The sequence below is a fragment of the Arthrobacter sp. SE2 genome (assembly GCF_058244265.1).
The window spans coordinates 41,135-62,577 of the sequence record NZ_JBZAYA010000015.1 but is presented as its reverse complement, the minus strand read 5'-3'; the positions used below and the strand labels follow the sequence as shown (position 1 = coordinate 62,577).

Here is a 21,443-nt window from a genome sequence, read left to right as displayed (position 1 = left end):
GAATATCGCACGAGGCGACTATTCTGCGACAAAATCGGCGAGTTGCGTCACGAAACCTCCGATTGATAGACCATCCGTGATATTTATTGGTTATGACGCAACCGACTGCCGAACATGTAGGTCTCCTTCTTCGCGACGCCCGCGGCGAAAAGGGCTGGACACAAGGACAGCTCGCTTCGGAACTGGGCACCAGCCAAAGCGCCATTGCCCGCATGGAACAGGGCAAGCAGAACCTCAGCCTCCGCATGATCGAGCGCCTTGAGTCGATCTTCGGACGAACCATCGTCAAAGTCGGCAAACGGCAGATGACCCACCTGCGTGTGGAGGGCGGACGCACGCTCTCCGGCTCGGTGGACGTCAACAGCAGCAAGAATGCCGGCGTCGCATTGCTTTGCGCGAGCCTCATCAACCGCGGCACCACCACTTTGCGTCGGCTTGCCAGGATCGAAGAAGTCAACCGGATCGTCGAGGTTTTGACCTCAATTGGTGTCGAGTGCACCTGGCTGAACGGCAACGATCTTCGCATCCGCCGCCCGGAGACCCTGGACCTTGCCTCCATGGACGTGGAGGCGGCGCGCCGCACCCGCAGCGTCATCATGCTGCTGGGCCCCCTGTTGGATGAGGCGGCCTCGTATCAACTGCCCTACGCCGGCGGTTGCGATCTCGGGACTCGAACCGTGGAACCGCACATGCAGGCGTTGCGGCAGTTCGGGCTCTCGGTGGAGGCCAAGTCCGGCTTCTATTCCGTGCAGGCTCCACCGGCCGACGGCGAGCACCGCACCTTTGTCCTCACGGAGCGCGGCGACACCGTGACGGAGAACGCCATCATGGCCGCCGCACACCGCAGCGGTACTACCGTGATCCGCAATGCCAGCCCCAACTACATGGTTCAGGACCTCTGCTTCTACCTGCAGGGGCTCGGCGTGGTGATCGACGGCATCGGAACAACCACCCTGAAGATCACGGGCCGCCCGGCGATCGACGTCGACATTGAGTACTTCCCGTCCGAAGACCCGATCGAGGCCATGAGCCTCATCACCGCAGGCATCGTGACCAACTCGGAAGTCACCATTTGCAGGGTCCCCATCGAGTTCATGGAGATCGAACTGGCCACGCTTGAGCAGATGGGCCAGCAGCTCGACATCTCCGGGGAGTACTTTGCCCGCAACGGACGGACTCGCCTGGTGGATGTCACTACCAAGCCATCACGGTTGCGCGCCCCGGAAGACAAGATCCATCCGATGCCGTTCCCGGGGCTAAACATCGACAACTTGCCGTTCTTCGCGGTCATCGCCGGCAATGCCGAGGGCCAGACCATGATCCACGACTGGGTCTACGAGAACCGGGCGATCTACTTGACCGAGCTCAACAAGCTCGGCGCCCAGGTCCAACTCCTCGATCCGCACCGCATCTACGTCAATGGCCCCACCAAGTGGCGTGGGGCGGAAGTCGGATGCCCTCCGGCACTCCGACCCGCAGCTTGCCTGCTGTTGGCGATGCTGGCGGCCCGCGGAACGTCCGAGTTGCGGAACATCTACGTGATTGAGCGCGGATACGAGGACCTGGCCGAGCGGCTCAACACCATCGGCGCCAAGATCGAGTACTTCCAGGACTGACCGCGTCGGATGGCGGTTCTGAGTTCGGACTTCCAGCGGAATCCGGCGTTGCCCGTCACCGCCGGGCGTCGTCCAAGGCGAGGACGGCACGGATTTCCTCCATCACCAGCTCCGGATTGTTCCAAATCTTTTCGGGAGCGAAGCTCAGGACGTCAATGCCACGTGCCTGTGCAGCGTTCAGTCGGGCCATGTCCTTTCTCCAGGCCTCCCGGGAGCCGTGGAAGGCTTAGCCGTTGACTTCAACGATGAGCCGCCGTCCAATCAGGAAGTCCACACGTCCCACGCCGCGGATTTGGACTTGCCGGCGGAATGTCAGGCCTTCTGACTCAAACAGCAGACGGGGGCTGATCTCGGGCACGGATTCGGACAGGCCGTCGGCCTTGGCCAGAAGCCTTCTGGCGTTTCCGTAGTAGTTGGCGGAGACTTCGCTTTCTAGCATGGCCAGCGCGATACCGAACTGCTGCATGGCCGATTGCGCAATCGAAATGGCATCCACCTCGGATAAACAGACCAATGCGTGGATCACAGTATCCTCGACGGATGCCAAGGGGACGGAAGTCTCCGGAGACAGGCGAAGGCCGCCATGCCGGACGAAGCCCCTGCCCCGGCAGTGTCGCGTAGCCAGATGCAGACGCATGGGCTTGTCCTTTATCCACAGGCCGTAACGTAGGGCTGCACTTGCGCACGTGACATGCCCGTTATTGAGTATTGCCGCGAGGTATTCCGGATCCGCTGACGGGAGGGCCCCCACGCCTTTTCGTGGTTGGTGTGCCCCAGCGGAGGCAAGCTTGTGGATGGCTGAGGGCGTATAGCCGTTGGCGCGCAGCAGACCCACGCGAGTGACCCCACCCACTGAAGCAAGGAATTCCAAGGCATCCATGGATCCAGCTAGCCATGGAACTCCAGCTGATGCGCCAAGGAATATGGCGTATGTGGACGAATTGGCCGACATTCTGCTGGATCATCCCCGGGTTGGCTTTCGACCATGCCCGGAAAGTAAGGGTTGTCCTCTGCTGCTGCCGGAATGATCCGGCAGAATCCGTCGGACGGGCCGCAAAATCCCGATCTGTCTCCGCAAGGGTGCCATGGCGCACAATTGATCCGTGCGCACTTTTGGTGTGGAAGAGGAATTGCTGATCGTCGATCCCGTGACCGGCGAGCCGCTCGCGCTTGCCGACGCGCTCCTCTCGGCCCCCGCGCCCGCCCCCGACGGCACGGCCCACGACGGCCGCGACGGCACGGCCCACGACGGCCGCGACGGCACGGCCCACGATGGCCCCGCCCAGGACAGTCCCGACACCGGTCCGCCCCTTGAGGAGATCGACGGCCCCGATACCGGCCTAAGCCACGAGCTCAAGCTTGAACAGATCGAAACCCAGACCCGGCCATGCCGCAGTTACGCCGAGCTCCTGCACCAGATCCGCAGGGCGCGGGGCCTCGCGAGCCATGCCGCCCGGCGCCACGGCGCAAGGATCGCCGCGTTGGCCACCTCGCCCGTGGACGCCGCGTTGCACACCACCCCGGATCCCCGCTACGCCATTATGCTCGAACGTTTCGGCATCACGGCGCACGAACAGCTCACCTGCGGATTCCACGTCCACACTTCGATCGAGTCCCCGGAGGAAGGCGTGATGGTGCTTGACAGGATCCGGGACAAGCTCGCTGTCTTCACGGCGATGAGCGCCAATTCTCCTTACTGGCGGGGTCTGGCTACCGGTTTTGAGAGCTACCGGACGCAGGCGTGGAACCGCTGGCCTTCGTCGGGGCCGTCAGCCATCTTCGGTTCCTTGGCCGCTTACCGACGCGTTGTCAGGAGGCTCATCGAAACGGGAGTGTTGCTGGACGAGGGGATGGTCTACTTCGACGCCAGGCTGTCCCGGCACGTTCCCACGGTGGAGGTCCGGGTGGCCGATGTCTGCCTACGGGCCGAGGATGCGGCGCTCATCGCGGTGCTCGTCAGGGCCTTGGTCGAGACTTCTGTTCGTGAATACCATGCCGGAATAGAGCCGGCGGCCGTGCCCACGGCGCTTTTGCGGATGGCGTCCTGGCAGGCAAGCAACTTCGGACTTCGCACCGAACTGCTGGACTTCGGAACGTTCCGCCCGGAGCCCGCCGCGGACGTCGTCTGGTCGTTGGTGGAGTACCTGGAACCTGTCCTCGCTGAACAGGGCGAATTCGACTTGGTCCAAGCCGGCGTGGCGGCCATCCTGGGCCGTGGCAACGGCGCTATCGAACAGCGTGGTGTTGCCGGGCGCTGGAGCGAGACCAACGGGGGCGCGCCCGACGCCGCCGGGCTGGCCGCCGTCGTCGAGCACGCCGTTCAGATCACGATGCGCTCGGAGAGGGACGAGAGCGACACCAAGCCGCAGCCCGTCCTCACCTGGGTGCGCCAAGACTGGCGCGAAGCGCCGGGTTAACCCGCCGAGCTAAACCTCCTTGAGGGCCCGCTCCAGGTCCCCGATGAGGTCGTCCACATCCTCCAGCCCCACCGAAAGCCGCACGACGCCGTCGCTCAGGCCAATGGCCGCGCGGCCTTCCGGACCCATGGCGCGGTGCGTGGTGGTGGCGGGGTGGGTGATGAGGGACTTGGAGTCGCCCAGGTTGTTCGAGATATCGATCACGGCGAGCCCGTCCAGCAGCGCGAAGGCGGCCTCTTTCGCCGATCGCCCGGCAGAGGGGAGCAGCTCGAAGGTGAGCACGGTTCCGCCGGCCTTCATTTGCTTCGCGGCGAGCTCGAACTGCGGGTGCGACTTCAACAGCGGGTACTTGACCCAGCTGATGGCCGGCTGTTCCTCAAGCCATTCGGCGATCCGCAACGCAGACGCCGAGGAGTGATTGACGCGCAGCGCCATCGTCTCCAGGCCCTTGGTCAGGACCCAGGCGTTGAACGCGGAAAGCGACGGCCCGGTGTGCCGCATGAGCTGCTTCACGGGACCGTCGATGAATTCCTTGGTGCCCAGGATTGCTCCGCCCAGGACCCGGCCCTGGCCATCGATGTGCTTGGTGCCCGAGTAGACAATCACGTCCGCGCCGAGATCGCCGCAGCGCTGCAGCAGCGGAGTGGCGAAGACGTTGTCGACGACGACGGTAGCGCCCGCCGCGTGGGCTAGTTCGCTCACCGCTGCAATGTCCACGATTTCCTGCATGGGGTTCGACGGCGACTCGAAGAACACTGCCGTTGTCGGCTCGGACAATGCGGCACGCCACTGGTCCAGGTCCGGGCCGTCCACGAAGACGGTCTCGACGCCCCAACGGGGCAGGATCTCGTTGAGGATCACGAAGCAGGAACCGAAGAGCGAGCGGGCGGCAACCACGCGGTCGCCGGCGGCCAGCAACGCACCGAGGGCGGTGAAGACAGCGGACATGCCCGACGCCGTCGCGAAACACGCTTCGGTGCCTTCGAGCAGGCGGAGTCGCTCCTGGAAAGTGGCCACGGAGGGGTTGCCGTAACGGGAGTAGACGAAGCGCTCGTCCTCGCCCGTGAATGCGCGCTCTGCGGCTGCGGCGGACTCATAGACGAAGCCGGAGTTCAGGAAGACGGCCTCGGACGTTTCTTGGAAGTTGGTGCGGTCAAGACCGCCGCGGACTGCCTGGGTGTCAGGGCTCCAGCCGGCGGCGTCAGGATTGAAAGTCACTTAGATGTTCCCCAGGTTCGTCGGAAGTCCACGGTTTTTCCAGCCGTTCACGGTTCGCTCGCCGTAGCGGTCCGGTTCGCCCTCGAAGCCCTCGAGGACGTTGTAGGCGGTGTAGCCGGCCTGTGTTGCGGCGATCGCAGCGGCGATGGAACGCTGGCCGGAGCGGCACAGGAAGACCAGTTCGGTGCCGTCCGCTTCCGGAGCCTGCTGCTTCAGATCGTCGATGAAGCGTGAGTTGGGGATCCCGCCGGCCAGGTTCCACTGGATGAACAAGGGATCGTTCTCGGTGGCTTTGGTGTCCGGGATCCCGATGTGTGCCCACTCGCCTTCGGTGCGGACGTCCACCAGGATGGCGCCTTGTTCCAGTTTGGCCCAGGCGTCGTGCGGGCTGAGGTCGCCTGCATAGCTCATGCGTGGCCCTCGCCGTCGAACTCTTCATCAAGCTGGTCTACTGCATTGGCAACTGCTGCGTCCGCGCTGGCGATCGCTGCGGGGAGGACGATGGCCTGCGCCACAATCACGTCACTGCCGTTGAAGGTCGCGGCTGGGCTGCCGTGCAACACATATCCCTCCGCGAGGGCGGTGGAGATCCGCTCGCAGAAATCCTTCGTGTCAGGGCCCGTGATGAGACGGTACGAGAGTTTTTCTTCGGTGGGTTCAGGCATTGGTGCTCCTCAGTCACGCTTGCAGTTCGAAAGTGTCGATACGCCGAGTAGTCACCTGAGGCACCCCGCCGGAGAGAGGGTTGCCGACCAGCAAGTCAGGGCTTCGCGCTGGTGCTCATTACTCAAGAAGAAAATAACATCCACGACGGCGGCCTGCATCACCGGCCGTCGTCATGTTCCGTAACCGGGGGTCTTAGGCGTCGGTTTCTTTCGGCAGCGGTTCAAGGCTTGCCTGGATCCGGGGTGGAATGGCGTCAAACCGCGACGCTACTCCCGTAGGCGAGTAATGGAAAGTGGAACCTTGGTGCTTCCGGATTTCCAGCAACTCGTGCACGGATATCCCGGTGGCCGTGGCGAGCGCGTGCAGCGAGAGGCTGTTGTGATGAGCCAAGGCAAAAACCACACCCGACAGGGCTTCGAAACCTTCTGTCTCGTAGATTTCCTTCACCAAGTTGGACATGCCGTTTGCATCATCGATTGATCCCGCTGACGCACCAGTCGCCATGGCCGTCAGCGACCATGCAGCAGAGTCGGGGCTGATGTAGATGCTCATGTCGATACCCTACGGACTCAGGCCCGCTTGGGGAATGGGCGATACGTTTATCTTTATGGCAGCACTCACCGACCTTGACCGTCAGCTCCTCTCCGCCCTCCGGGAGGACGGCAGGGCGTCCGTGGCGAGCCTCGCGCGTAAGCTGGGCGTAGCCAGGGCCACTGTGAATAGCCGGCTCGAGCGTCTTGTCTCCTCGGGAACCATCGTTGGTTTCACTGCCAGGGTGCGCGACGAGGTCGATCCACTTGCGATTAGGGCTATTGCGCTCATAGCAGTGGAGGGAAGATCGGCCGACAAAGTCATTCGCCAGCTCAGGGGGCTTCCCGAGATTTGGGCGCTGCACACCACGAACGGCGGTTGGGATCTCGTGGCCGAGCTGCGCACGGAAAGCCTCAGCGACTTTGACCAGGTGTTGGGCAGGATCCGCGGCATCGAGGGGATCGTCAATAGCGAGACGAGCCTGTTGCTCAGTTCCGTCCTGCGGTAGCCGTCCGGATGACGGACGCCTGTATCCAATGAGCATTATGTAAAGACGTGTTCATCATTTTGTCCAGCTTTTCAATGAAAAGTACGTACTTTGGCAATTGTGGATGCATATCGCCGCTCCGTAGCCTCGTAGCAACAGTGCTTGTAAGGGAAAGGAGCGCACATGACGCGCTTTGTCGATGTCCGCAATATGGTTCGCTGGACGGCCGGGCGAGGCCCGGAGACCATCATCTCGGAGATGATTCGATACTTGGAAGACGACTTCCGGCGGTGGGAATCTTTTGACAAGACTCCGCGGGTGGCAAGTCACACGCCATTTGGGGTCATCGAGTTGATGCCCACCAGCGACCGGGAAACATACGGCTTCAAGTATGTAAATGGACACCCTTCGAATCCAGCGCGTGGCTTCCAGACGGTGACAGCTTTCGGTGTCCTGTCCGACGTCCATAACGGCTACCCGACGTTCCTCGCAGAGATGACTGTGCTGACAGCGCTGCGGACGGCGGCCACGTCCGGGATGGTCGCGAAGAAACTCGCCTGCCCCGATGCCCGCATCATGGCGATGATCGGGACCGGAACCCAATCGGAGTTTCAGGCCCTGGCCTTCCGGGCGGCCCTGGGCATAAACACTGTCAGGATCTGGGACACGGATCCGGCTGCGATGGAGAAGTTCGTCCGGAACATGTCTCCCCTCGGCTTCGACATCACCATCGCGGGCTCGGCGGCCCTTGCAGTGGAGGGCGCCGATGTCATCACCACCTGCACGGCGGACAAGGCGAATGCCACCATCCTGACGGCTGCCCAGGTCTCGCCTGGTGTTCACATCAACGCGATCGGTGGCGATTGCCCAGGGAAGACCGAACTCGACGCTGCCATCCTGGGCCTCGGCGATGTCTTTGTGGAATACGATCCCCAGACGCGGATTGAAGGCGAGATCCAACAAATGTCCGCCGAATTTCCCGTCACGGAATTCTGGCAGGTCCTGTGCGGGCACGCGCCGGGCCGCACCGCCACGGACCAGATCACGATTTTCGATTCCGTGGGCTTCGCGATCGAGGACTTTTCCGCCCTGCGGTATCTGCGCGATGCCGTTGAGGGTTCGGAATTTTTCGAGGAGATCGACCTCGTCGCGAACCCCGATGACCCCAAGGACCTTTTCGGTCTGGTGCGGGCACTTTCTCCCATCGGATCCTGAGAAGCCCAACTGACTCGCAGTTGTTGTCGTTTACAGGCCGCTAAACGACAACAAATGCGAGTTAGTTGGGGAAGTCTGGTGCGCCGGCCCCAGAACCGGCGCACCAGACGTTTAACAAGCTTGACCGGCCGCAACTAGTTAACTACTGAGGGCATGGCGGCACAATAGGGTCGCCATGCTAAATTTGCCTGCCCGCTACACTCGGATTCATGGTGGCTCATGGGGGAACCAGAACCGTAGCGGTATTACTGGCAGGGCTGCTGCTGGCGGCCGGTTTGTCCGGCTGTCAATATACCGACGCCGGCGATCCCCGGCCCGCTGCCGGGCCCACGCGGAGTTCCCCTCCGCGGGCGCCGTTGCCCACCAAGGATCAGGCAACCGTAGCGCTGGAAGCCAGGAACCTCGTTACCGCCAAGCAACTTCTCGGGGGAGCCTCCGGCGCGGTGATCCTGGAGGATTCCGGCGGTGTGGGCGGCGCCGTTAGCGGGGTTGGAAAGAGTGCAAGGGTCGAGGACGCGGGCCCGTATACTCTGACCGCAGCCTGTGTTGGCGCCTCGGATGTCCACCTTGTCATCGCCCAGGATCCACGGATCGGCCTTGCCCCGCAGGATCAGACGATCGATTGCGCTACGTCCTACTCGCGAGTTGTTCAGCTGCAGCCTGCGTCGGTCAATGTCCAGGTTCTAGTAATGCGGGCTTATTCAGGTGCTTCCGCCGCCTCAACAGGCGGGGGCGTCGCTGCTGTGAGGATCACGGCCGGTGGCTGAAATCCTCCGGCACGCGGGCGACGGTTATGGAATGTCTTCCGGTTCCGCCGAGGGCCCAGGTGGCCGATGCGGCGCGGGAGGGCCGGGGTGCGGGGGGTGGGGTACATGTTTGTGCAGGTGCGGCGGATGCGGACCGCCGTGCGGCGGACGCGGCGGATGCCGGGGCGGGGGTGGGGGGCCCGGTTCCGGCTCGGTCTCCCCAGCCGCGGACTCAGGCACCGTCCGTCCATCGTAGGCACCGGTTTCCTCCGCGGCACCTTCGTTGGGGGCCTCGGTCGCGAGCCCGTAATAGTTGTAGAGTTCCTGTTCCTGCGTCTCCGTGATCACGCCGCGGTCGCTCTCGATGCGCGGGCCGTTCTTCACTTTGTCCTTGGCGAAAGCCACCCTGATCACTGAATTCTCAAGGCTGGCTCCGGAAAGCGGGGCGAAAGACTCGGACATGCCGAACAGGCCGGTCCGCACGGTGACAAAGACAGGATCCCCGGAATCACCGCTGGTGAAAACCTGCTCCACTGAGCCGATTTTCTCCCCGGCGACGTCAACGACAATCCCTCCGTTGAGGACGATGTCATCGATGTCCTGCAGGCTGAGCATGAGGCAGATCCTTCTCGTGTCGGGGTTCCGGCGGTACGGCCGAGCTGTTCTATATTCTGTCCTGATTCTTCGCGCCCGGCGATGGGGCCGGCACGCGCCGAACGCCCTCACTGTCCGGTGACTGCCAGCACCGCTACTGCGGCAAACACGGTCAGAGGAGCAACCATCAGTCCGAAGATCGCGTAGCCCTTCCACGTAATCAGGACGTTCATCCGCATCAGACGGTCGTGCCACAGCAAGGTTGCCAGGGAGGCCCAAGGCGTGATGATCGGGCCCGCATTGACTCCGATCAGCAACGCCGCCATCCGCACTGGGGTCCCCGCCAGCGGTTCTGCGAGCAGGTACGCAGGCAAATTGTTGAGGACATTGGAGCCGGCGGCGCCCGTCGTGGCGAGCCGAACCAGATCCAGGAAGCCCTGGCCTTGTCCGGCCACCTGACTCAGCAACACAGAAGCCCCCAGATGCCTGGCGGCCTCCATCACCAGAAAGAGGCCGGAAGCGAACAGCAATAAGGACCAAGGAATCAGGGTCACCTTGAGAACCCGCGGGCGCCGGAACGCGAACACCACGCCCAGCACTACAGCCCCGGCCAGGGCAGGGATCCATACCGGGACTCCGGACACCAATGCGGGCAGCAGCAGCGCCAGAACCACGGCGCTGCACCCGAGCAGGACCCGGTCCGCCGCAGGCCTGGATTCAGCGCCGGCTGGCTGGTCAGGCCTGCTCCGCCCGACCGGGATCCGTGAATAGCGGTTGCGCAGATCCCGCCGGAAGACGATGGCGATGAACAGCAGCGGTACGACGACGGCCGCAAGGGAGGGCGCCCACATCAGGCCAGCAAACCCGCCAGGAGTAATACCGCCAAGACTGTGCTGCGCCAGAAGGTTCGTCAGGTTGGAAATGGGCAGCAGCAGGCTTGCCGTGTTGGCCAGCCAGACCGTCGTCAGTGCGAAAGGCAGGGCCGGCAGCCCGGCTTGCCGCGTAACGCTGACCACCACCGGGGTCAGCAGCACAGCCGTTGTGTCCAGGGAAAGGAAGACAGTGCTCAGCGTCGCAAAGACCGCGAGGAACAGCCACAAGAGAATGCTGTATCCGCGGCCCCAATAACGGAGCCGGCGGGCAGTCCAAAGGAACACCCCGGCCTCACTGCACAGCTCAGTCACAACCGTCATCGCGACGACGAACAGCAGAATGGGAGCCACTCGATCCACGAGTGCCATGAGATCGGTGAAAGGCAGGGCGCCCGTGGCGATCGCCACGGCACCCGCCAAAAGCAGGACCGCTCCAATGATCGCCAGACGCATGAACGGAGTCTATTCCCCAGCGTGCGATCCTCGGACCAAGGACGGCAATCATCGCCACGCTAAGCTCGTATCACGTCGATACTGACTGAGTCCCTGCCTGACGGAAAACATAGGTGCAACCGTGACGCTTGCCGAGAACATCTTCAACCAGCCCATTCGGATGCAATTCGAGGCATTTATCGACGAGCACCGGCGGGCGCTCCATGACTGCTTGAACGGGTTGACGGAAGAACAGTCCCGGCGGTCATTGGTGCCGTCCCGGACCACCTTGCTTGGCCTCGTGAAACACGCGACCTTCGTGGAGAAGGTCTGGTTCGACGAAGCCATAACGTGCCGTTCCCGGGCCGAGATCGGTATCCCTGCGACGCCGGATGAGTCTTTTATCCTCGATGACGGCGACACGATCGCCACGATCCAGCAAGCACACCGCGAGGCATGCGAAGCATCGCGCCAGGCGACATCGTCCTTGGGCCTCGACGACATGCTCAACGGCAACCGACGCGGTCCGCTCCCACTGCGCTGGGTGTACCTCCACATGCTCCGCGAGCTTGCGCAACACTGCGGGCACGCAGACATCCTGCGCGAGCAGATCCTCAGCCGGGGATAAAGACGAGGTGCTCGTCGCCGCGTTCGGGCGCTCTCGAGTCCCGGTGAGAGCGATTACTTTCCGGTAGGTAGTAGGGGAGTGTCGATTCTCGATTCCCGTAAGCAGTCCAGTAGCCATTACTCGCGACCCGTTGAGCCTTGGTCCATATGATCCGAATTGGGGCACTGGTTGTCCAAAACACAATTGTTCGGAATCCCGTGGGGATTGCGAAGCGTCAAAGCGTTTCGCGCGGAGACGCATCAGATTTATTTACTGCGGCTGAGACTTCGCTGGACCGGGGATTCGGGGTAATCCGGCGCACGCTAAAGTCGCGCAACCAAGTTATGGGATGCAGACATGAAATTGACGAGTCGCCAGCCCCTCATGAGGGGCTCAACAGATCCGGCACCGCGGCTTCCGGCGAAAGTCAGGCCTATGAGCAGATGGTTCGCCGCGGGCAGCGTTGCGGCTGTCATGGCCAGCTTCCTGGTGGGCGTTGTCGTCGCGGCGCCTGCACAGGCGGCAACTCCTCCGGTCATCACCTTGACGTTTGACGACGCCAACGGAGATCAAGTGGCTGCTGCCCAGATTCTTAACGGAGCGGGCCTTAAAGGGACGTTCTTCACGCCTTCCGGTTACCTGGATGCGAACGGCTATATGACGAAGGCCCAAGCCTTGGCAATCCAGGCGGCCGGGAACGAGATCGGTGGGCATACCGTGACCCACCCGGATCTGGCCCAGATGGGACCGGACGAGGTCAAGCGCCAGATCTGCAATGACCGCGTGAATCTGACCAACATGGGTTTCCGGATTACAAGCTTCGCGTATCCGTTCGCTTCGCTGACACCCGCGGTAGAGCAGACGGTGAAGGATTGCGGTTTCAATAGTGCCCGCAGTTTGGGCGATCTCGAAAGCAAAGTGCCCGGCTCGGCAGGCCTTGGATTTGCCGAGACAATTCCGCCAGCGGACCCGTGGCTAACTAAGGCCCCGGATGAGGTGGACAACACCTGGACATTGCTGGACCTGCAGAACCTCGTCACGAAAGCACAGCCCGGCGGCGGATGGGTTCAGATCACGTTCCACCACATCGGCACGGGCATTGATCCGACCACGGGCATTGCTGACCCCTTGACGGTAACCACAGCCCTCTTCACCCAGTTTGTACAGTGGCTAGCAGGGCAACAGACCTCAGGGCTTGCGTCCGTCAAGACCATTGACCAGGTGATCGGTGGGACTGTGCTGCCGCTCGTCAACGGCCCGGCTGCGCCGCCGCCCCAGACTAGCGGTAATCTCGCCAAGAACCCGAGCCTGGAAACGGCAGGGCCTGCCGCGACAGGGCTGCCACAGTGCTGGGCGGCTGGCGGTTACGGAACCAACACGCGAGCCTTCACCTCGGTGACTCCGGGCCACACCGGGACTGCAGCCGAGCAAATGGTCATAACCGGGTATGCCACCGGCGACGGCAAGCTTCTGCCGACTCTTGATCTGGGCGAATGCGCCCCAAGTGCAATCCCCGGCCACGTGTATACGATGTCTGCGTGGTTCAAGTCCACCGCTCCAACCCAGTTCGAGGTGTATTACCGCACGGGATTGGGCACGTGGAGCTATTGGGACGCCAGTCCCCAAGTCCTTGCCGCTAGTAACTGGACCCAGATTACGTGGACAACTAAGGCTGTACCCGCTGGTGCCTCGGCCATCAGTATGGGGCTGAACCTGAAATCCAACGGGACTCTGGTGACGGACGATTACACGCTCACAGACGCAGGCGCGGGGGCCGATGCCGCAATTGCGGCTGCGGCTGCTGGGCCTCCGAGTATCGGCACCGCCACCGGAGCAATGGTTTGTGGCCTGACCGCAGGCGGCTGCTACCAGTACTTCCAGGGCGGCGTGGTGCACTGGTCAACCGCGACCGGGGCACACGTCACGAAGGGCGCCATCGATGCGGCTTGGGCTGCAACGAATTGGGAGAACGGTATTCTGGGCTATCCGACCAGCAATGAGATCGGCGGGCTTAAGAACGGGGGCGTCTACCAGACGTTCCAGGGCGGCGTGATCCACTGGTCCCCGGCGACGGGTGCCCATTTCACCAGGGGCGCCATTGATGCGGCGTGGGCCGCCCAGAATTGGGAGAACGGGTTCCTCGGCTATCCGACCAGCAATGAGATCGGCGGGCTTAAGAACGGAGGCGCCTACCAGACGTTCCAGGGCGGCGTGATCCACTGGTCTGCTGCAACGGGAGCCCATATCACCAGGGGCGCCATTGATGCGGCGTGGGCGGCCCAGAATTGGGAGAACGGGTTCCTCGGCTATCCGACCAGCAATGAGATCGGCGGGNGGGCTGAAGAACGGCGGCGTCTACCAGAACTTCCAAGGTGGAGTCATCTACTGGTCCTCAGCCACCGGTGCCTTCCCTAACGGCGGAGCCATTCGCGTAGCCTACGCATCCCAGGGTTGGGAGAACGGTCGCCTTGGTTACCCGACCACCACCGAGTACGCGGTTTCGGGCGGAAGAGCGCAGAACTTCCAAGGAGGACACATCACCTGGTCGGCAACGACAAACGCAACCACCATTACTTACAACTGAGATTGAACGCATGCGGACGTCGGCCCTGCCGGCGTCCGCACCCTTGAACCGGCAGGGGGCGTAGCGGCAGACTGCATCTCTGACGCACGCCCCCTGCCGCTGCCTGCGGCGGAGGGCTAGCCTTCGCTCATTGTTTCTCAGGGGTCGAAAGCCCTACTCGATCCCCGAGAACAGCTCGTTGAGCTCGGCCGTCAGCTGCTTGCGCATTGCCGGGGTACCGATCTCCCTGCCGTCCACATGGTTGACCGGCGCGATGAGCCGGATGCTCGAGATCAGCCACACCGCATCGGCGTCGAACAGGTCTTCCGGCACCAGGGGCCCGTAGCCGAGCTCCCAGCCCGAGGCCTTCGCCTTGGTGAACAGCGCGTCCTGGGACGTGCCCGGCAGGATGCCGCTGTCCAGTTGCGGAGTGATGAGGCGCTTGACCGTGCGCACCGAGCCGGCGCCGTCGTCGACCGTTTCAACGTGGGCCAGCAACACCGTGGAGGTCGGACCCTCCAGAACACGGCCGTCTGTTGACGTGAAGATCGCGTCGTCAGCGCCTTGCTTGTGCGCGTAGCGCAGCGCGGCCATGTTCACGGCATAGGAGAGCGTCTTCGCGCCGAGCAGCAGCCAGGGGGCGCGGTCGCCCGCCTCCGTGTCGAAGCCACGGTCAAGAAGTACGACGTCGATGCCCGTCTCGCGCTGCCGGCGACTGCCCGCGGGGGACGGCGAGGCCTGGATCCAGCATGTGGGAGTCGAGGCGCCTTCGACTCCGCGCGTCACCAACAGCTTGACGACTACCTCGTCTTCGGCAGGGCTTGGCGCGGGGAAGGCGTCGCGGAATTCGGTGATCGCGGTGTCGATCGCGCGGCGCCAGACGTCCTGCCCGGGAATATTGAGGTCCAATGCGCGGGCTGAGCTCTCAAGCCTGTTCAGGTGCGCTTGGACCTTGCGCGCACGGCCTTCGACGGCGAGCAGCGACTCGAAGACGCCGTCACCCCGGGTGGCGCCCAGGTCGGTTGCCATGAGCTGTGGCTGGCTGGAATCGGCGACGCGGCCGTTTTCGAACGCTGGATCCAGGAAAACGAGGACCGTCGAGGCAGGTAAAGTCATGCTTCCAGCTTAGTGCTGCCCCCGGAGGGATGGTCAGGACGAGCAGTCGGGAGCGGTGCGCCAGATAGGCTGGGCTGACTGTTGGTTCTTTGATTAGCTATTCGATCATGGGGGTGTGGGGTGCTGTTTCCTTTTCAGTTCGGAACCGAGTGGACTTGGCTCCTCGGTGCGTGGGCCATCGTTGAGATCGGCTTGCGCGTCGTGCTACTTGGCGTCATCCCCGGAAACCGCCGTCCCACAACGGCCATGGCGTGGCTCCTGGCCGTCTTCCTCGTCCCGTCCGTCGGTTTCGTCCTGTTCCTGTTGTTCGGTAATTTCCGCTTGTCCCGCCGTCGTCGGGAGCAGCAGGAGCAAGTCAACGATCGGGTGCGTGCAGGCACTTCGGCGCTCGCCGACGTCGTAAGCACGTACGCGGGACCCGAATGGGTGACGTCGGCCGGTGAACTGAACCGGCGCCTGGGTTCCTTGCCGATGGTGGACGGTAACTCCGTGGAGCTCTTCCCCGGCTACGAGGAGTCGATCAAGGCCATGACGGAAGCGGTCCGGGGGGCCAAGAAGTTCGTCAATGCGGAGTTCTACATCATGAGCAGTGACTCCGTCACGGACGAACTCCTCACCGAGTTGGAAAACGCGGCAGCGCGCGGCGTCAGCGTCCGCCTTCTGTTCGATCACATCGGCACGCTGCGGATCCCCGGCTACCGGAGGCTGGTCCGTAGGCTCAGCAGCGGCCAGATCCAGTGGCGCCGCATGTTGCCGTTGCTGCCCATCCACGGACAGTGGCGCCGTCCGGATTTGCGGAACCACCGGAAAATCCTGGTGATCGACGGCGAAATTGCCTTCACGGGCTCGCAGAACCTGATCGAGCCCTCTTACAACAATCCCAAGCACCGACGCGCAGGACGTAAATGGGTGGAACTCATGGCGCGGATGGAGGGGCCGATCGTTGCTACCCTCAACGTCGTCTTCGCTACCGACTGGCTCAGCGAAACCGATGAATCCCTGGAAAACCAACTGCAGGTCGCGGTCCAGGCAACACCCGGCCGAATGACGGCCCAGGTGGTTCCCAGCGGCCCGGGGTTCGTCACGGAAAACAACCTGCGCCTGTTCAATACGCTGATTTACTCGGCCCAGCACCGCATCTCAATTTGCAGCCCGTACTTCGTGCCCGACGATTCCCTGTTGTACGCCATTACGACGGCGGCCCAGCGTGGCGTCGACGTGGAACTTTTCGTCTCCGAGAAGGGCGACCAGTTCCTGGTCCACCATGCCCAGCGCTCCTACTACGAGGCGCTGCTGGAAGCCGGGGTGCGGATCTACCTGTACCGCGCCCCGTACGTCCTGCACGCCAAGCACTTCACCATCGACGAAGAAGTGGCCGTCCTAGGCTCCAGCAATATGGACATGCGCTCCTTCTCGCTCAACATGGAGGTGTCCGTGATGCTCCTGGGCGCCGAAGCCGTGGACAGCATGCGCTCCGTTGAATCGAGCTACCGGGAAATGTGCCGCGAGCTCACCTTGGAGGGCTGGTTGCACCGGCCGATGCTTGCCAAATATGTGGACAATGTGGCGCGATTGACCGCCACGCTGCAGTAGGGGCTCAGTCCTCGGCGCAGGCCTCGTCCGCAGGTTCGGCATGGATCCTCGACAGCAACCCATGGAGTTGCTGGAGCTCATCGGCCGAGAACCCCGCAAAGGCCTCTTGCTCGACGTCGGCCACCGCACCTTCAATGGACGCCACCGCGAGTTTGCCTGCCGCGGTGATTTCAACGATATGACGACGACGGTCCGCGGGATCGCGGCGACGTTCCGCCAGCCCTTCGCGTTCAAGGTCGTTCAGGACCGCCACCAGTCCGCTCGCGTCGATGGAGAGAACATCGATCAGGCCCTGTTGACTGAGCGGCCCGGACTCCTCAAGCTGGCACAGCAACACGGCATGCCTTGGGCTGAGCCCGGAGGAGTCGAGCGCTTGGCGGAGGCGGGTATTCATGATGCGCCCGTGGCGCGCCAAGAGAAACCCCAGTTGCTTTCCCGCTGCCGAAGAACTCATCAGCAAAATCTTATCACTGAGGAAATTATTGATCATTCACAATCGTTGTCCTTCATAAACGATCTGAGCGGCACGAGCCGAGCAGCGTGAGCTTTCTACCTAAGGAGTTGCCATGAATGATCAGGCTCCGCACGCCACTGTGGTGGTTATCGGTGGAGGCTACGGCGGGATCTCCGTAGCCAAGGCCCTGGACGAACACGCGACGGTTACCTTGGTGGAGCCCAAGGACGCTTTCGTACACAACATTGCTGCCCTCCGATCGGTGGTCCAAACCGATTTCCTGCCGCGGATGTTCCTTCCCTATGACCGCCTGCTGGTACACGGCAAGGTACTCCGGGACCGCGCTGTCCGGGTGGACGGGCACGCCGTCGAGTTGGCTTCGGGTGCCAGCCTGGCGCCGGACTACATTGTGCTGGCAAGTGGTTCCAGTTACCCCTTCCCGGCCAAGAGCGATCGAATGGTCACCACTGACGCCATCGCCCGCTACCAAGCAGCACATAACGACCTTAAACGCGCCGATAGGGTGATGCTGCTGGGCGCCGGGGCAGTAGGCCTTGAATTCGCGGGCGAGATCGCGGCGGCATGGCCGGAGAAGGACATCGTGATGGTGGATGTGGCGCCGGACATCCTGCCAGGGCCGTACGATCCACGGCTGCGGATTGAGGTCAACCGGCAGCTGGATGAACTCGGCGTACGGCGGATCCTGGGGAATCCGTTGGTCCAGTTGCCGCCCGTTCCCGCGGGCGAATTCGCCACCTTTACCGTGAACACCGCGGACGGTACGGACATCCAGGCGGACATTTGGTTCCGCTGCTATGGAATAGCACCGCAGACGGACTATGTGGCGGGAGACCTCCTGGCCGCACGGACTGCCGAGGGCTACCTGGACGTCACCCCCGAACTCCGCGTCGCGGGCTTCGAGAACGTCTACGCCTTGGGCGACATTTCGGCGATCGACGTGAACAAAGCGGGCGTCGCGGGACGCGAGGCCGTGGTGGTTGCCAAGAACATCCAAGCCCAGATTGAGGGCTCGGCGGAACTCTCCGCTTACGCGCCGTCGAAGCCGGTCATCATCCTTCCCTTGGGGCCGTCCGGCGGTTCGGGCCAACTGCCCGACGGCGAGATCGCCAGCCCGGAGCTGATCTCCCAGATCAAGGGTCAACACATGATGATCGACCGCTATGTCGAAATGTTGAACCTCGGCGCATGAGTTGACTGCTTACGCCGGCTGCTAGCCGAGGACGGTGTTGACGAGTTTGACCAGTTCCGCCGCGGAGCCGGCGGTGACAGTGGCGCCGGTCTTGATCGCCGTGGCCCCGAGGTTGCCTTTCACGCCGGTCACGGTCAGTGTGGTCACCTTCTGGCCGGAGGGCAGGACCTGGGTGCTCAACGCTCCCGTCGACTGATCCCCGCTGGTCTTTTGCGGCAACGGCTGGGTCTGGGTCGTGACCTTCTGCCCCTCTACCTCGATCGTGAAGGTCGAACACTGAGCCAGCGCATCAGTGGCCTTCTTTGTCTGACCGGTCAGCACGCTGGGATCCTTCACCGCCAGGGCAGTGATCACGGTGACGGACTTATCCGCGGCGGAAATGCTCTGCCCAGCGGCATACGTCGCCCCCTCCGGGACCTGCGCGCTGTTGTTCGCCAAGGCTGCGCATGCCGGGGGAGTGATGACGGCGGACGCGAGCATCTGCTTCGCCGCGCTCATGCCCTGGTCGATCTGCGCAGCGGGTACGACGGTCAACGGCTTGCCTTGGTCATCCTTCAACTGCGCGACGATCGAAGCAAGTTCCTCGTTTGTATACGTCTTCAGCGTAGGTGTTGGCGTAGGAGTTGGTGTCGAGGAGGAAGCGGCGGCGCTCCCCGGATTCGCGGGACCCCCGCAACCGGTCAGCGCCAGTACGGCAGCAAAGAGAATCCCGAGCGGTGCGAGCACCTTTTTTATTTATGAACCCCAATTTTTGTGACGGCACGACATTCCCGGTGGTAACCGGCACGGCCTTGCCTCAACCGCCCGGCCGGTCTTTCCCCGCACCGATCCCGGGCAGTAATGAATAAGATGGTTGCCACGGTATATAATCAGTAGGCTTCCTAAGTAGAGTGTTGTCTACTTGGATGCCGTGAACAGGGTCAGTACTCGCCTTTGATCACGAAGAAAGAGCCGCGAATAACGCCTGCCAGCTTCGACTTCTGGCGAGCGAATTTGAAGCGTGACGCCAGTTCTTCCGGGATCTCCATGCCGTCGGCGAGTTTGAATCCGACCGCTCGCTTCCCGCCGGCCTCGATGCTGTACATGACGTTGATCGACAGTCCCGACTCGTAGAAGACGTACGCCATCCGCAAACCGTCGACGTCGAAGGAAGTTGCTTCCAGCGGGCGGGAGCTGATGACGATGTCGCGCTCCTCCTTCAGGATGCGGCTCACCCGCTCGACCACCTCCGGAGCCTCGCTGGCTGGGCTCACGGTGAAGACGTGGTCGTATTTGTTTCGGTAGTAGCGGCCCTCGTTGGCGCGCAACCCGGCAAGCGCCTCGGCAACCGGAGACGATTCCAGGCCAACGGTAGAAACGTTCTCGAAGTCGACGATGTACGGCATGCACCCTCCTAGTAAGACATGGTTGGACCAATGCTAACGTGACGGCGTTTCAGCGCTCCCAAGGGGGCTTTCCATCCAGGAGCAATGGGGCGATTCTGTAAGTCCAAGCATGTTTGGAAGCGTTCTTCGGAGGTATCATGGCGCGGAAAAACGAGTCCCCGGCTGTGCAGGCACCGCCCGAGCCGGGAGACGAATACCCTGAGAAAGTCCGGATCCTGGCCGAGGGCCGATTGGTCAGCGACAGGCTCTGGAATGCGGACCTCGCACCGGCCCGGCAACGCAACTGGAGAGTCCGCAGCCTCTTCGCCCTGTGGATGTGCGACGTCCACAGCATCGCCGGTTACACTTTCGCGGCCGGTCTCTTCATCACCGGCCTGGTGGGCTGGCAAGTCTTCCTGGCCTTGGTCCTCGGCATCACCCTGGTCTACTTCCTCATGAACTTTGCCGGGACGGCTGGCCAGAAAACCGGAGTACCGTATCCGGTTCTGGCGCGGATGTCCTTCGGCCTCTTCGGCGCCAACTTGGCCGCCCTTATCCGGGCACTCATCGCCATCGCTTGGTACGGCATCCAGACTTGGCTCGCCTCGGAAGCCGTGCTGGTGCTGCTGTTTTCCGTGTGGCCCCAGCTGACTTCGCTCGACGGTCCGGACGTGCCACGCATCCTTGGCCTGACGCCGCTCGGTTGGGCGGCTTTCCTGGTCCTCTGGGCGGTCCAGCTGCTGGTCATCCGGCGCGGTATGGAGACCGTCCGGAAGTTCCAGGACTGGGCCGGTCCTGCCATTTGGGTGGCCATGTTCGCGCTCGCGGTGTACATCCTGACGCAAGCGGGCAACAAGTTCAGCCTTTCGATCCCCGGCGTCGCCCCATTGGACGGCCCGGCAGCCTTGACCCAGTTCTTCTCGGCCATCGCCCTGACCGTCACCTACTTCGCTGCGCTGCTCCTGAACTTTTGCGATTTCTCGCGGTTCGCACCGGACCGCAAGACCATCCTCCGCGGCAACTTCTGGGGCCTGCCCGTGAACTTCATCGCGTTCGCCCTGGTCACAGTGGTGGTCACCGCCGGCGCGGCGTCCTACTTCACCGCAGAGCAGTACGCCGGCCAGGACATGTTCAAGGTGATCACCGATCCCGTGGCGATCGTCCAGGCGATCAAGAATCCGTGGATCACCATCATCGCCGCCATCACGTTTGTGGTGGCAACGATCGGCATCAACGTGGTGGCCAACTTCGTCTCGGCCTCCTACGACCTGGCCAACGTGGCCCCGCACCGGATCGACTTCCGCCGGGGCGGTCTCATCAGTGCAGTACTCGCAATCGTGATCCTGCCGTGGAACCTCTTCAGCAGTCCCGTGGTGATCGTGTACTTCCTGGGCGGCCTGGGCGCGTTGCTTGGTCCGCTGTTCGGGGTCATCTTCACGGACTTCTTCCGCATCAGGCACCAACGATGCAAGGTCTCGGACCTGTACCACGAGGACGAGAAAGGCCTCTATTTCTACACCAAGGGCTGGAACCTCAAGGCCGTCGCCGCATTGGTGCCGGCTGCCGTCGTCGCAGGTGTTTTGGCCCTGGTGCCGTCACTGCAGACTTTCCTCCCGGGAGGCTCGGGGCTGGGCCCGTATTCCTGGTTCGTGGGGGCAATCTTGGCCAGCCTGATCTACTACACGATCACCCGCAACGACCCCCGGACAGTCCGCGCCCGGACGGAGGAGCACGACTGATTC

Annotated in this window: 23 protein-coding genes and 1 riboswitch; of the genes, 11 read left to right on the top strand and 12 right to left on the bottom strand. The window is 62.8% G+C overall.

Translation table 11 applies throughout. The features are described from left to right. Positions 1 to 92: 92 nt before the first annotated feature. Entirely contained in the window at positions 93 to 1,616 is a 1,524-nt protein-coding gene (locus tag AC4CS3_RS18435; RefSeq protein ID WP_059389848.1) for a UDP-N-acetylglucosamine 1-carboxyvinyltransferase, read from the top strand. A gap of 55 nt (positions 1,617 to 1,671) precedes the next feature. Here AC4CS3_RS18435 and AC4CS3_RS18430 read toward each other — a convergent pair whose 3' ends face one another. Beyond that, a complete protein-coding gene (locus AC4CS3_RS18430) occupies positions 1,672 to 1,806 on the bottom strand; it encodes a hypothetical protein (protein ID WP_490784643.1) in 135 nt (44 codons plus the stop codon). Positions 1,807 to 1,842: 36 nt separating this feature from the next. Next, entirely contained in the window at positions 1,843 to 2,253 is a 411-nt protein-coding gene (locus AC4CS3_RS18425; protein ID WP_490784642.1) for a hypothetical protein, read from the bottom strand. A gap of 466 nt (positions 2,254 to 2,719) precedes the next feature. On the opposite strand from AC4CS3_RS18425, the gene AC4CS3_RS18420 reads away from it, so the two are divergent. Then, positions 2,720 to 4,033, top strand: a complete 1,314-nt coding sequence (locus AC4CS3_RS18420) for a glutamate--cysteine ligase (RefSeq protein WP_490784641.1) — start codon at positions 2,720 to 2,722, stop codon at positions 4,031 to 4,033. 9 nt (positions 4,034 to 4,042) lie between these two features. Here AC4CS3_RS18420 and AC4CS3_RS18415 read toward each other — a convergent pair whose 3' ends face one another. From AC4CS3_RS18415 to AC4CS3_RS18400, 4 genes are all read right to left on the bottom strand, one after another. Beyond that, entirely contained in the window at positions 4,043 to 5,251 is a 1,209-nt protein-coding gene (locus AC4CS3_RS18415) for an O-succinylhomoserine sulfhydrylase (protein WP_490784640.1), read from the bottom strand. Then, positions 5,252 to 5,662: a rhodanese-like domain-containing protein gene (locus tag AC4CS3_RS18410; RefSeq protein WP_284752824.1), complete on the bottom strand. Its 411-nt coding sequence runs from the start codon at positions 5,660 to 5,662 to the stop codon at positions 5,252 to 5,254. Next, a complete protein-coding gene (locus AC4CS3_RS18405; RefSeq protein ID WP_490784639.1) occupies positions 5,659 to 5,916 on the bottom strand; it encodes a DUF1737 domain-containing protein in 258 nt (85 codons plus the stop codon). The genes AC4CS3_RS18410 and AC4CS3_RS18405 overlap by 4 nt, the downstream gene beginning before the upstream one ends. 10 nt (positions 5,917 to 5,926) lie before the next feature. Further along, positions 5,927 to 6,039: riboswitch (SAM riboswitch) on the bottom strand. Positions 6,040 to 6,109: 70 nt separating this feature from the next. After that, on the bottom strand, positions 6,110 to 6,469 hold the full coding sequence (locus AC4CS3_RS18400) for a hypothetical protein (RefSeq protein ID WP_490784638.1): 360 nt from the start codon (positions 6,467 to 6,469) through the stop codon (positions 6,110 to 6,112). A 55-nt stretch (positions 6,470 to 6,524) separates the two neighbouring features. Between AC4CS3_RS18400 and AC4CS3_RS18395 the strand changes: the two genes are divergently transcribed. The 3 genes from AC4CS3_RS18395 (at position 6,525) to AC4CS3_RS18385 (ending at position 8,917) form a co-directional block, all read left to right on the top strand. Further along, the gene (locus tag AC4CS3_RS18395; RefSeq protein WP_059389854.1) at positions 6,525 to 6,956 is read left to right on the top strand and encodes an Lrp/AsnC family transcriptional regulator; all 432 of its coding nucleotides are present in this window, start codon (positions 6,525 to 6,527) and stop codon (positions 6,954 to 6,956) included. 162 nt (positions 6,957 to 7,118) lie between these two features. After that, positions 7,119 to 8,150: an ornithine cyclodeaminase gene (gene ocd, locus AC4CS3_RS18390; protein WP_490784637.1), complete on the top strand. Its 1,032-nt coding sequence runs from the start codon at positions 7,119 to 7,121 to the stop codon at positions 8,148 to 8,150. 209 nt (positions 8,151 to 8,359) lie between these two features. Further along, complete coding sequence (locus AC4CS3_RS18385; protein WP_490784636.1) at positions 8,360 to 8,917, top strand: hypothetical protein; 558 nt, start codon at positions 8,360 to 8,362, stop codon at positions 8,915 to 8,917. A 24-nt stretch (positions 8,918 to 8,941) separates the two neighbouring features. Here the strand turns inward: AC4CS3_RS18385 and AC4CS3_RS18380 are convergent, their stop codons facing one another. After that, a complete protein-coding gene (locus tag AC4CS3_RS18380; protein ID WP_490784635.1) occupies positions 8,942 to 9,511 on the bottom strand; it encodes a hypothetical protein in 570 nt (189 codons plus the stop codon). A 107-nt stretch (positions 9,512 to 9,618) separates the two neighbouring features. After that, on the bottom strand, positions 9,619 to 10,815 hold the full coding sequence (locus AC4CS3_RS18375; protein ID WP_490784634.1) for an SLC13 family permease: 1,197 nt from the start codon (positions 10,813 to 10,815) through the stop codon (positions 9,619 to 9,621). A gap of 160 nt (positions 10,816 to 10,975) precedes the next feature. Between AC4CS3_RS18375 and AC4CS3_RS18370 the strand changes: the two genes are divergently transcribed. The 3 genes from AC4CS3_RS18370 to AC4CS3_RS18360 all read left to right on the top strand — a co-directional run bounded on the left by AC4CS3_RS18370 (position 10,976) and on the right by AC4CS3_RS18360 (position 13,985). Next, positions 10,976 to 11,422 (top strand): DinB family protein, encoded by a 447-nt coding sequence (locus AC4CS3_RS18370; protein WP_490784668.1) that lies wholly within the window; start codon positions 10,976 to 10,978, stop codon positions 11,420 to 11,422. Positions 11,423 to 11,758: 336 nt separating this feature from the next. Beyond that, a complete protein-coding gene (locus tag AC4CS3_RS18365) occupies positions 11,759 to 13,816 on the top strand; it encodes a polysaccharide deacetylase family protein (RefSeq protein ID WP_490784633.1) in 2,058 nt (685 codons plus the stop codon). Continuing rightward, positions 13,722 to 13,985, top strand: a complete 264-nt coding sequence (locus AC4CS3_RS18360; protein WP_490784632.1) for an LGFP repeat-containing protein — start codon at positions 13,722 to 13,724, stop codon at positions 13,983 to 13,985. Before AC4CS3_RS18365 ends, AC4CS3_RS18360 begins: the two co-directional genes overlap by 95 nt. A gap of 153 nt (positions 13,986 to 14,138) precedes the next feature. Here AC4CS3_RS18360 and AC4CS3_RS18355 read toward each other — a convergent pair whose 3' ends face one another. Beyond that, the gene (locus tag AC4CS3_RS18355; protein ID WP_490784631.1) at positions 14,139 to 15,080 is read right to left on the bottom strand and encodes an aminodeoxychorismate lyase; all 942 of its coding nucleotides are present in this window, start codon (positions 15,078 to 15,080) and stop codon (positions 14,139 to 14,141) included. Positions 15,081 to 15,200: 120 nt separating this feature from the next. Between AC4CS3_RS18355 and cls the strand changes: the two genes are divergently transcribed. Then, positions 15,201 to 16,673: a cardiolipin synthase gene (cls, locus tag AC4CS3_RS18350; protein ID WP_490784630.1), complete on the top strand. Its 1,473-nt coding sequence runs from the start codon at positions 15,201 to 15,203 to the stop codon at positions 16,671 to 16,673. Between the two features lie 4 nt (positions 16,674 to 16,677). Here the strand turns inward: cls and AC4CS3_RS18345 are convergent, their stop codons facing one another. Next, a complete protein-coding gene (locus tag AC4CS3_RS18345) occupies positions 16,678 to 17,127 on the bottom strand; it encodes a MarR family winged helix-turn-helix transcriptional regulator (RefSeq protein ID WP_490784629.1) in 450 nt (149 codons plus the stop codon). 112 nt (positions 17,128 to 17,239) lie between these two features. Between AC4CS3_RS18345 and AC4CS3_RS18340 the strand changes: the two genes are divergently transcribed. Beyond that, on the top strand, positions 17,240 to 18,337 hold the full coding sequence (locus AC4CS3_RS18340) for an FAD-dependent oxidoreductase (protein ID WP_490784628.1): 1,098 nt from the start codon (positions 17,240 to 17,242) through the stop codon (positions 18,335 to 18,337). A 21-nt stretch (positions 18,338 to 18,358) separates the two neighbouring features. Here AC4CS3_RS18340 and AC4CS3_RS18335 read toward each other — a convergent pair whose 3' ends face one another. Continuing rightward, positions 18,359 to 19,063 carry a hypothetical protein gene (locus tag AC4CS3_RS18335; RefSeq protein WP_490784627.1) on the bottom strand — a complete coding sequence of 235 codons (705 nt, stop codon included), beginning with the start codon at positions 19,061 to 19,063 and terminating at the stop codon, positions 18,359 to 18,361. A gap of 194 nt (positions 19,064 to 19,257) precedes the next feature. After that, positions 19,258 to 19,722 (bottom strand): DUF8821 family protein, encoded by a 465-nt coding sequence (locus AC4CS3_RS18330; RefSeq protein WP_490784626.1) that lies wholly within the window; start codon positions 19,720 to 19,722, stop codon positions 19,258 to 19,260. 137 nt (positions 19,723 to 19,859) lie between these two features. Here AC4CS3_RS18330 and AC4CS3_RS18325 point away from each other — a divergent pair, with 137 nt between their 5' ends. After that, a complete protein-coding gene (locus AC4CS3_RS18325; protein ID WP_490784625.1) occupies positions 19,860 to 21,440 on the top strand; it encodes an NCS1 family nucleobase:cation symporter-1 in 1,581 nt (526 codons plus the stop codon). Positions 21,441 to 21,443: the final 3 nt, after the last annotated feature.

Bases quoted from the DNA above. Each gene is read 5' to 3' on its own strand.
- AC4CS3_RS18435 (WP_059389848.1), top strand. From the start codon at position 93: ATGACGCAACCGACTGCCGAACATGTAGGTCTCCTTCTTCGCGACGCC.
- AC4CS3_RS18430 (WP_490784643.1), bottom strand. From the start codon at position 1,806: ATGGCCCGACTGAACGCTGCACAGGCACGTGGCATTGACGTCCTGAGC.
- AC4CS3_RS18425 (WP_490784642.1), bottom strand. From the start codon at position 2,253: ATGCGTCTGCATCTGGCTACGCGACACTGCCGGGGCAGGGGCTTCGTC.
- AC4CS3_RS18410 (WP_284752824.1), bottom strand. From the start codon at position 5,662: ATGAGCTATGCAGGCGACCTCAGCCCGCACGACGCCTGGGCCAAACTG.
- AC4CS3_RS18405 (WP_490784639.1), bottom strand. From the start codon at position 5,916: ATGCCTGAACCCACCGAAGAAAAACTCTCGTACCGTCTCATCACGGGC.
- AC4CS3_RS18400 (WP_490784638.1), bottom strand. From the start codon at position 6,469: ATGAGCATCTACATCAGCCCCGACTCTGCTGCATGGTCGCTGACGGCC.
- AC4CS3_RS18395 (WP_059389854.1), top strand. From the start codon at position 6,525: ATGGCAGCACTCACCGACCTTGACCGTCAGCTCCTCTCCGCCCTCCGG.
- ocd (WP_490784637.1), top strand. From the start codon at position 7,119: ATGACGCGCTTTGTCGATGTCCGCAATATGGTTCGCTGGACGGCCGGG.
- AC4CS3_RS18385 (WP_490784636.1), top strand. From the start codon at position 8,360: ATGGTGGCTCATGGGGGAACCAGAACCGTAGCGGTATTACTGGCAGGG.
- AC4CS3_RS18380 (WP_490784635.1), bottom strand. From the start codon at position 9,511: ATGCTCAGCCTGCAGGACATCGATGACATCGTCCTCAACGGAGGGATT.
- AC4CS3_RS18375 (WP_490784634.1), bottom strand. From the start codon at position 10,815: ATGCGTCTGGCGATCATTGGAGCGGTCCTGCTTTTGGCGGGTGCCGTG.
- AC4CS3_RS18370 (WP_490784668.1), top strand. From the start codon at position 10,976: ATGCAATTCGAGGCATTTATCGACGAGCACCGGCGGGCGCTCCATGAC.
- AC4CS3_RS18355 (WP_490784631.1), bottom strand. From the start codon at position 15,080: ATGACTTTACCTGCCTCGACGGTCCTCGTTTTCCTGGATCCAGCGTTC.
- AC4CS3_RS18345 (WP_490784629.1), bottom strand. From the start codon at position 17,127: ATGAGTTCTTCGGCAGCGGGAAAGCAACTGGGGTTTCTCTTGGCGCGC.
- AC4CS3_RS18340 (WP_490784628.1), top strand. From the start codon at position 17,240: ATGAATGATCAGGCTCCGCACGCCACTGTGGTGGTTATCGGTGGAGGC.
- AC4CS3_RS18330 (WP_490784626.1), bottom strand. From the start codon at position 19,722: ATGCCGTACATCGTCGACTTCGAGAACGTTTCTACCGTTGGCCTGGAA.
- AC4CS3_RS18325 (WP_490784625.1), top strand. From the start codon at position 19,860: ATGGCGCGGAAAAACGAGTCCCCGGCTGTGCAGGCACCGCCCGAGCCG.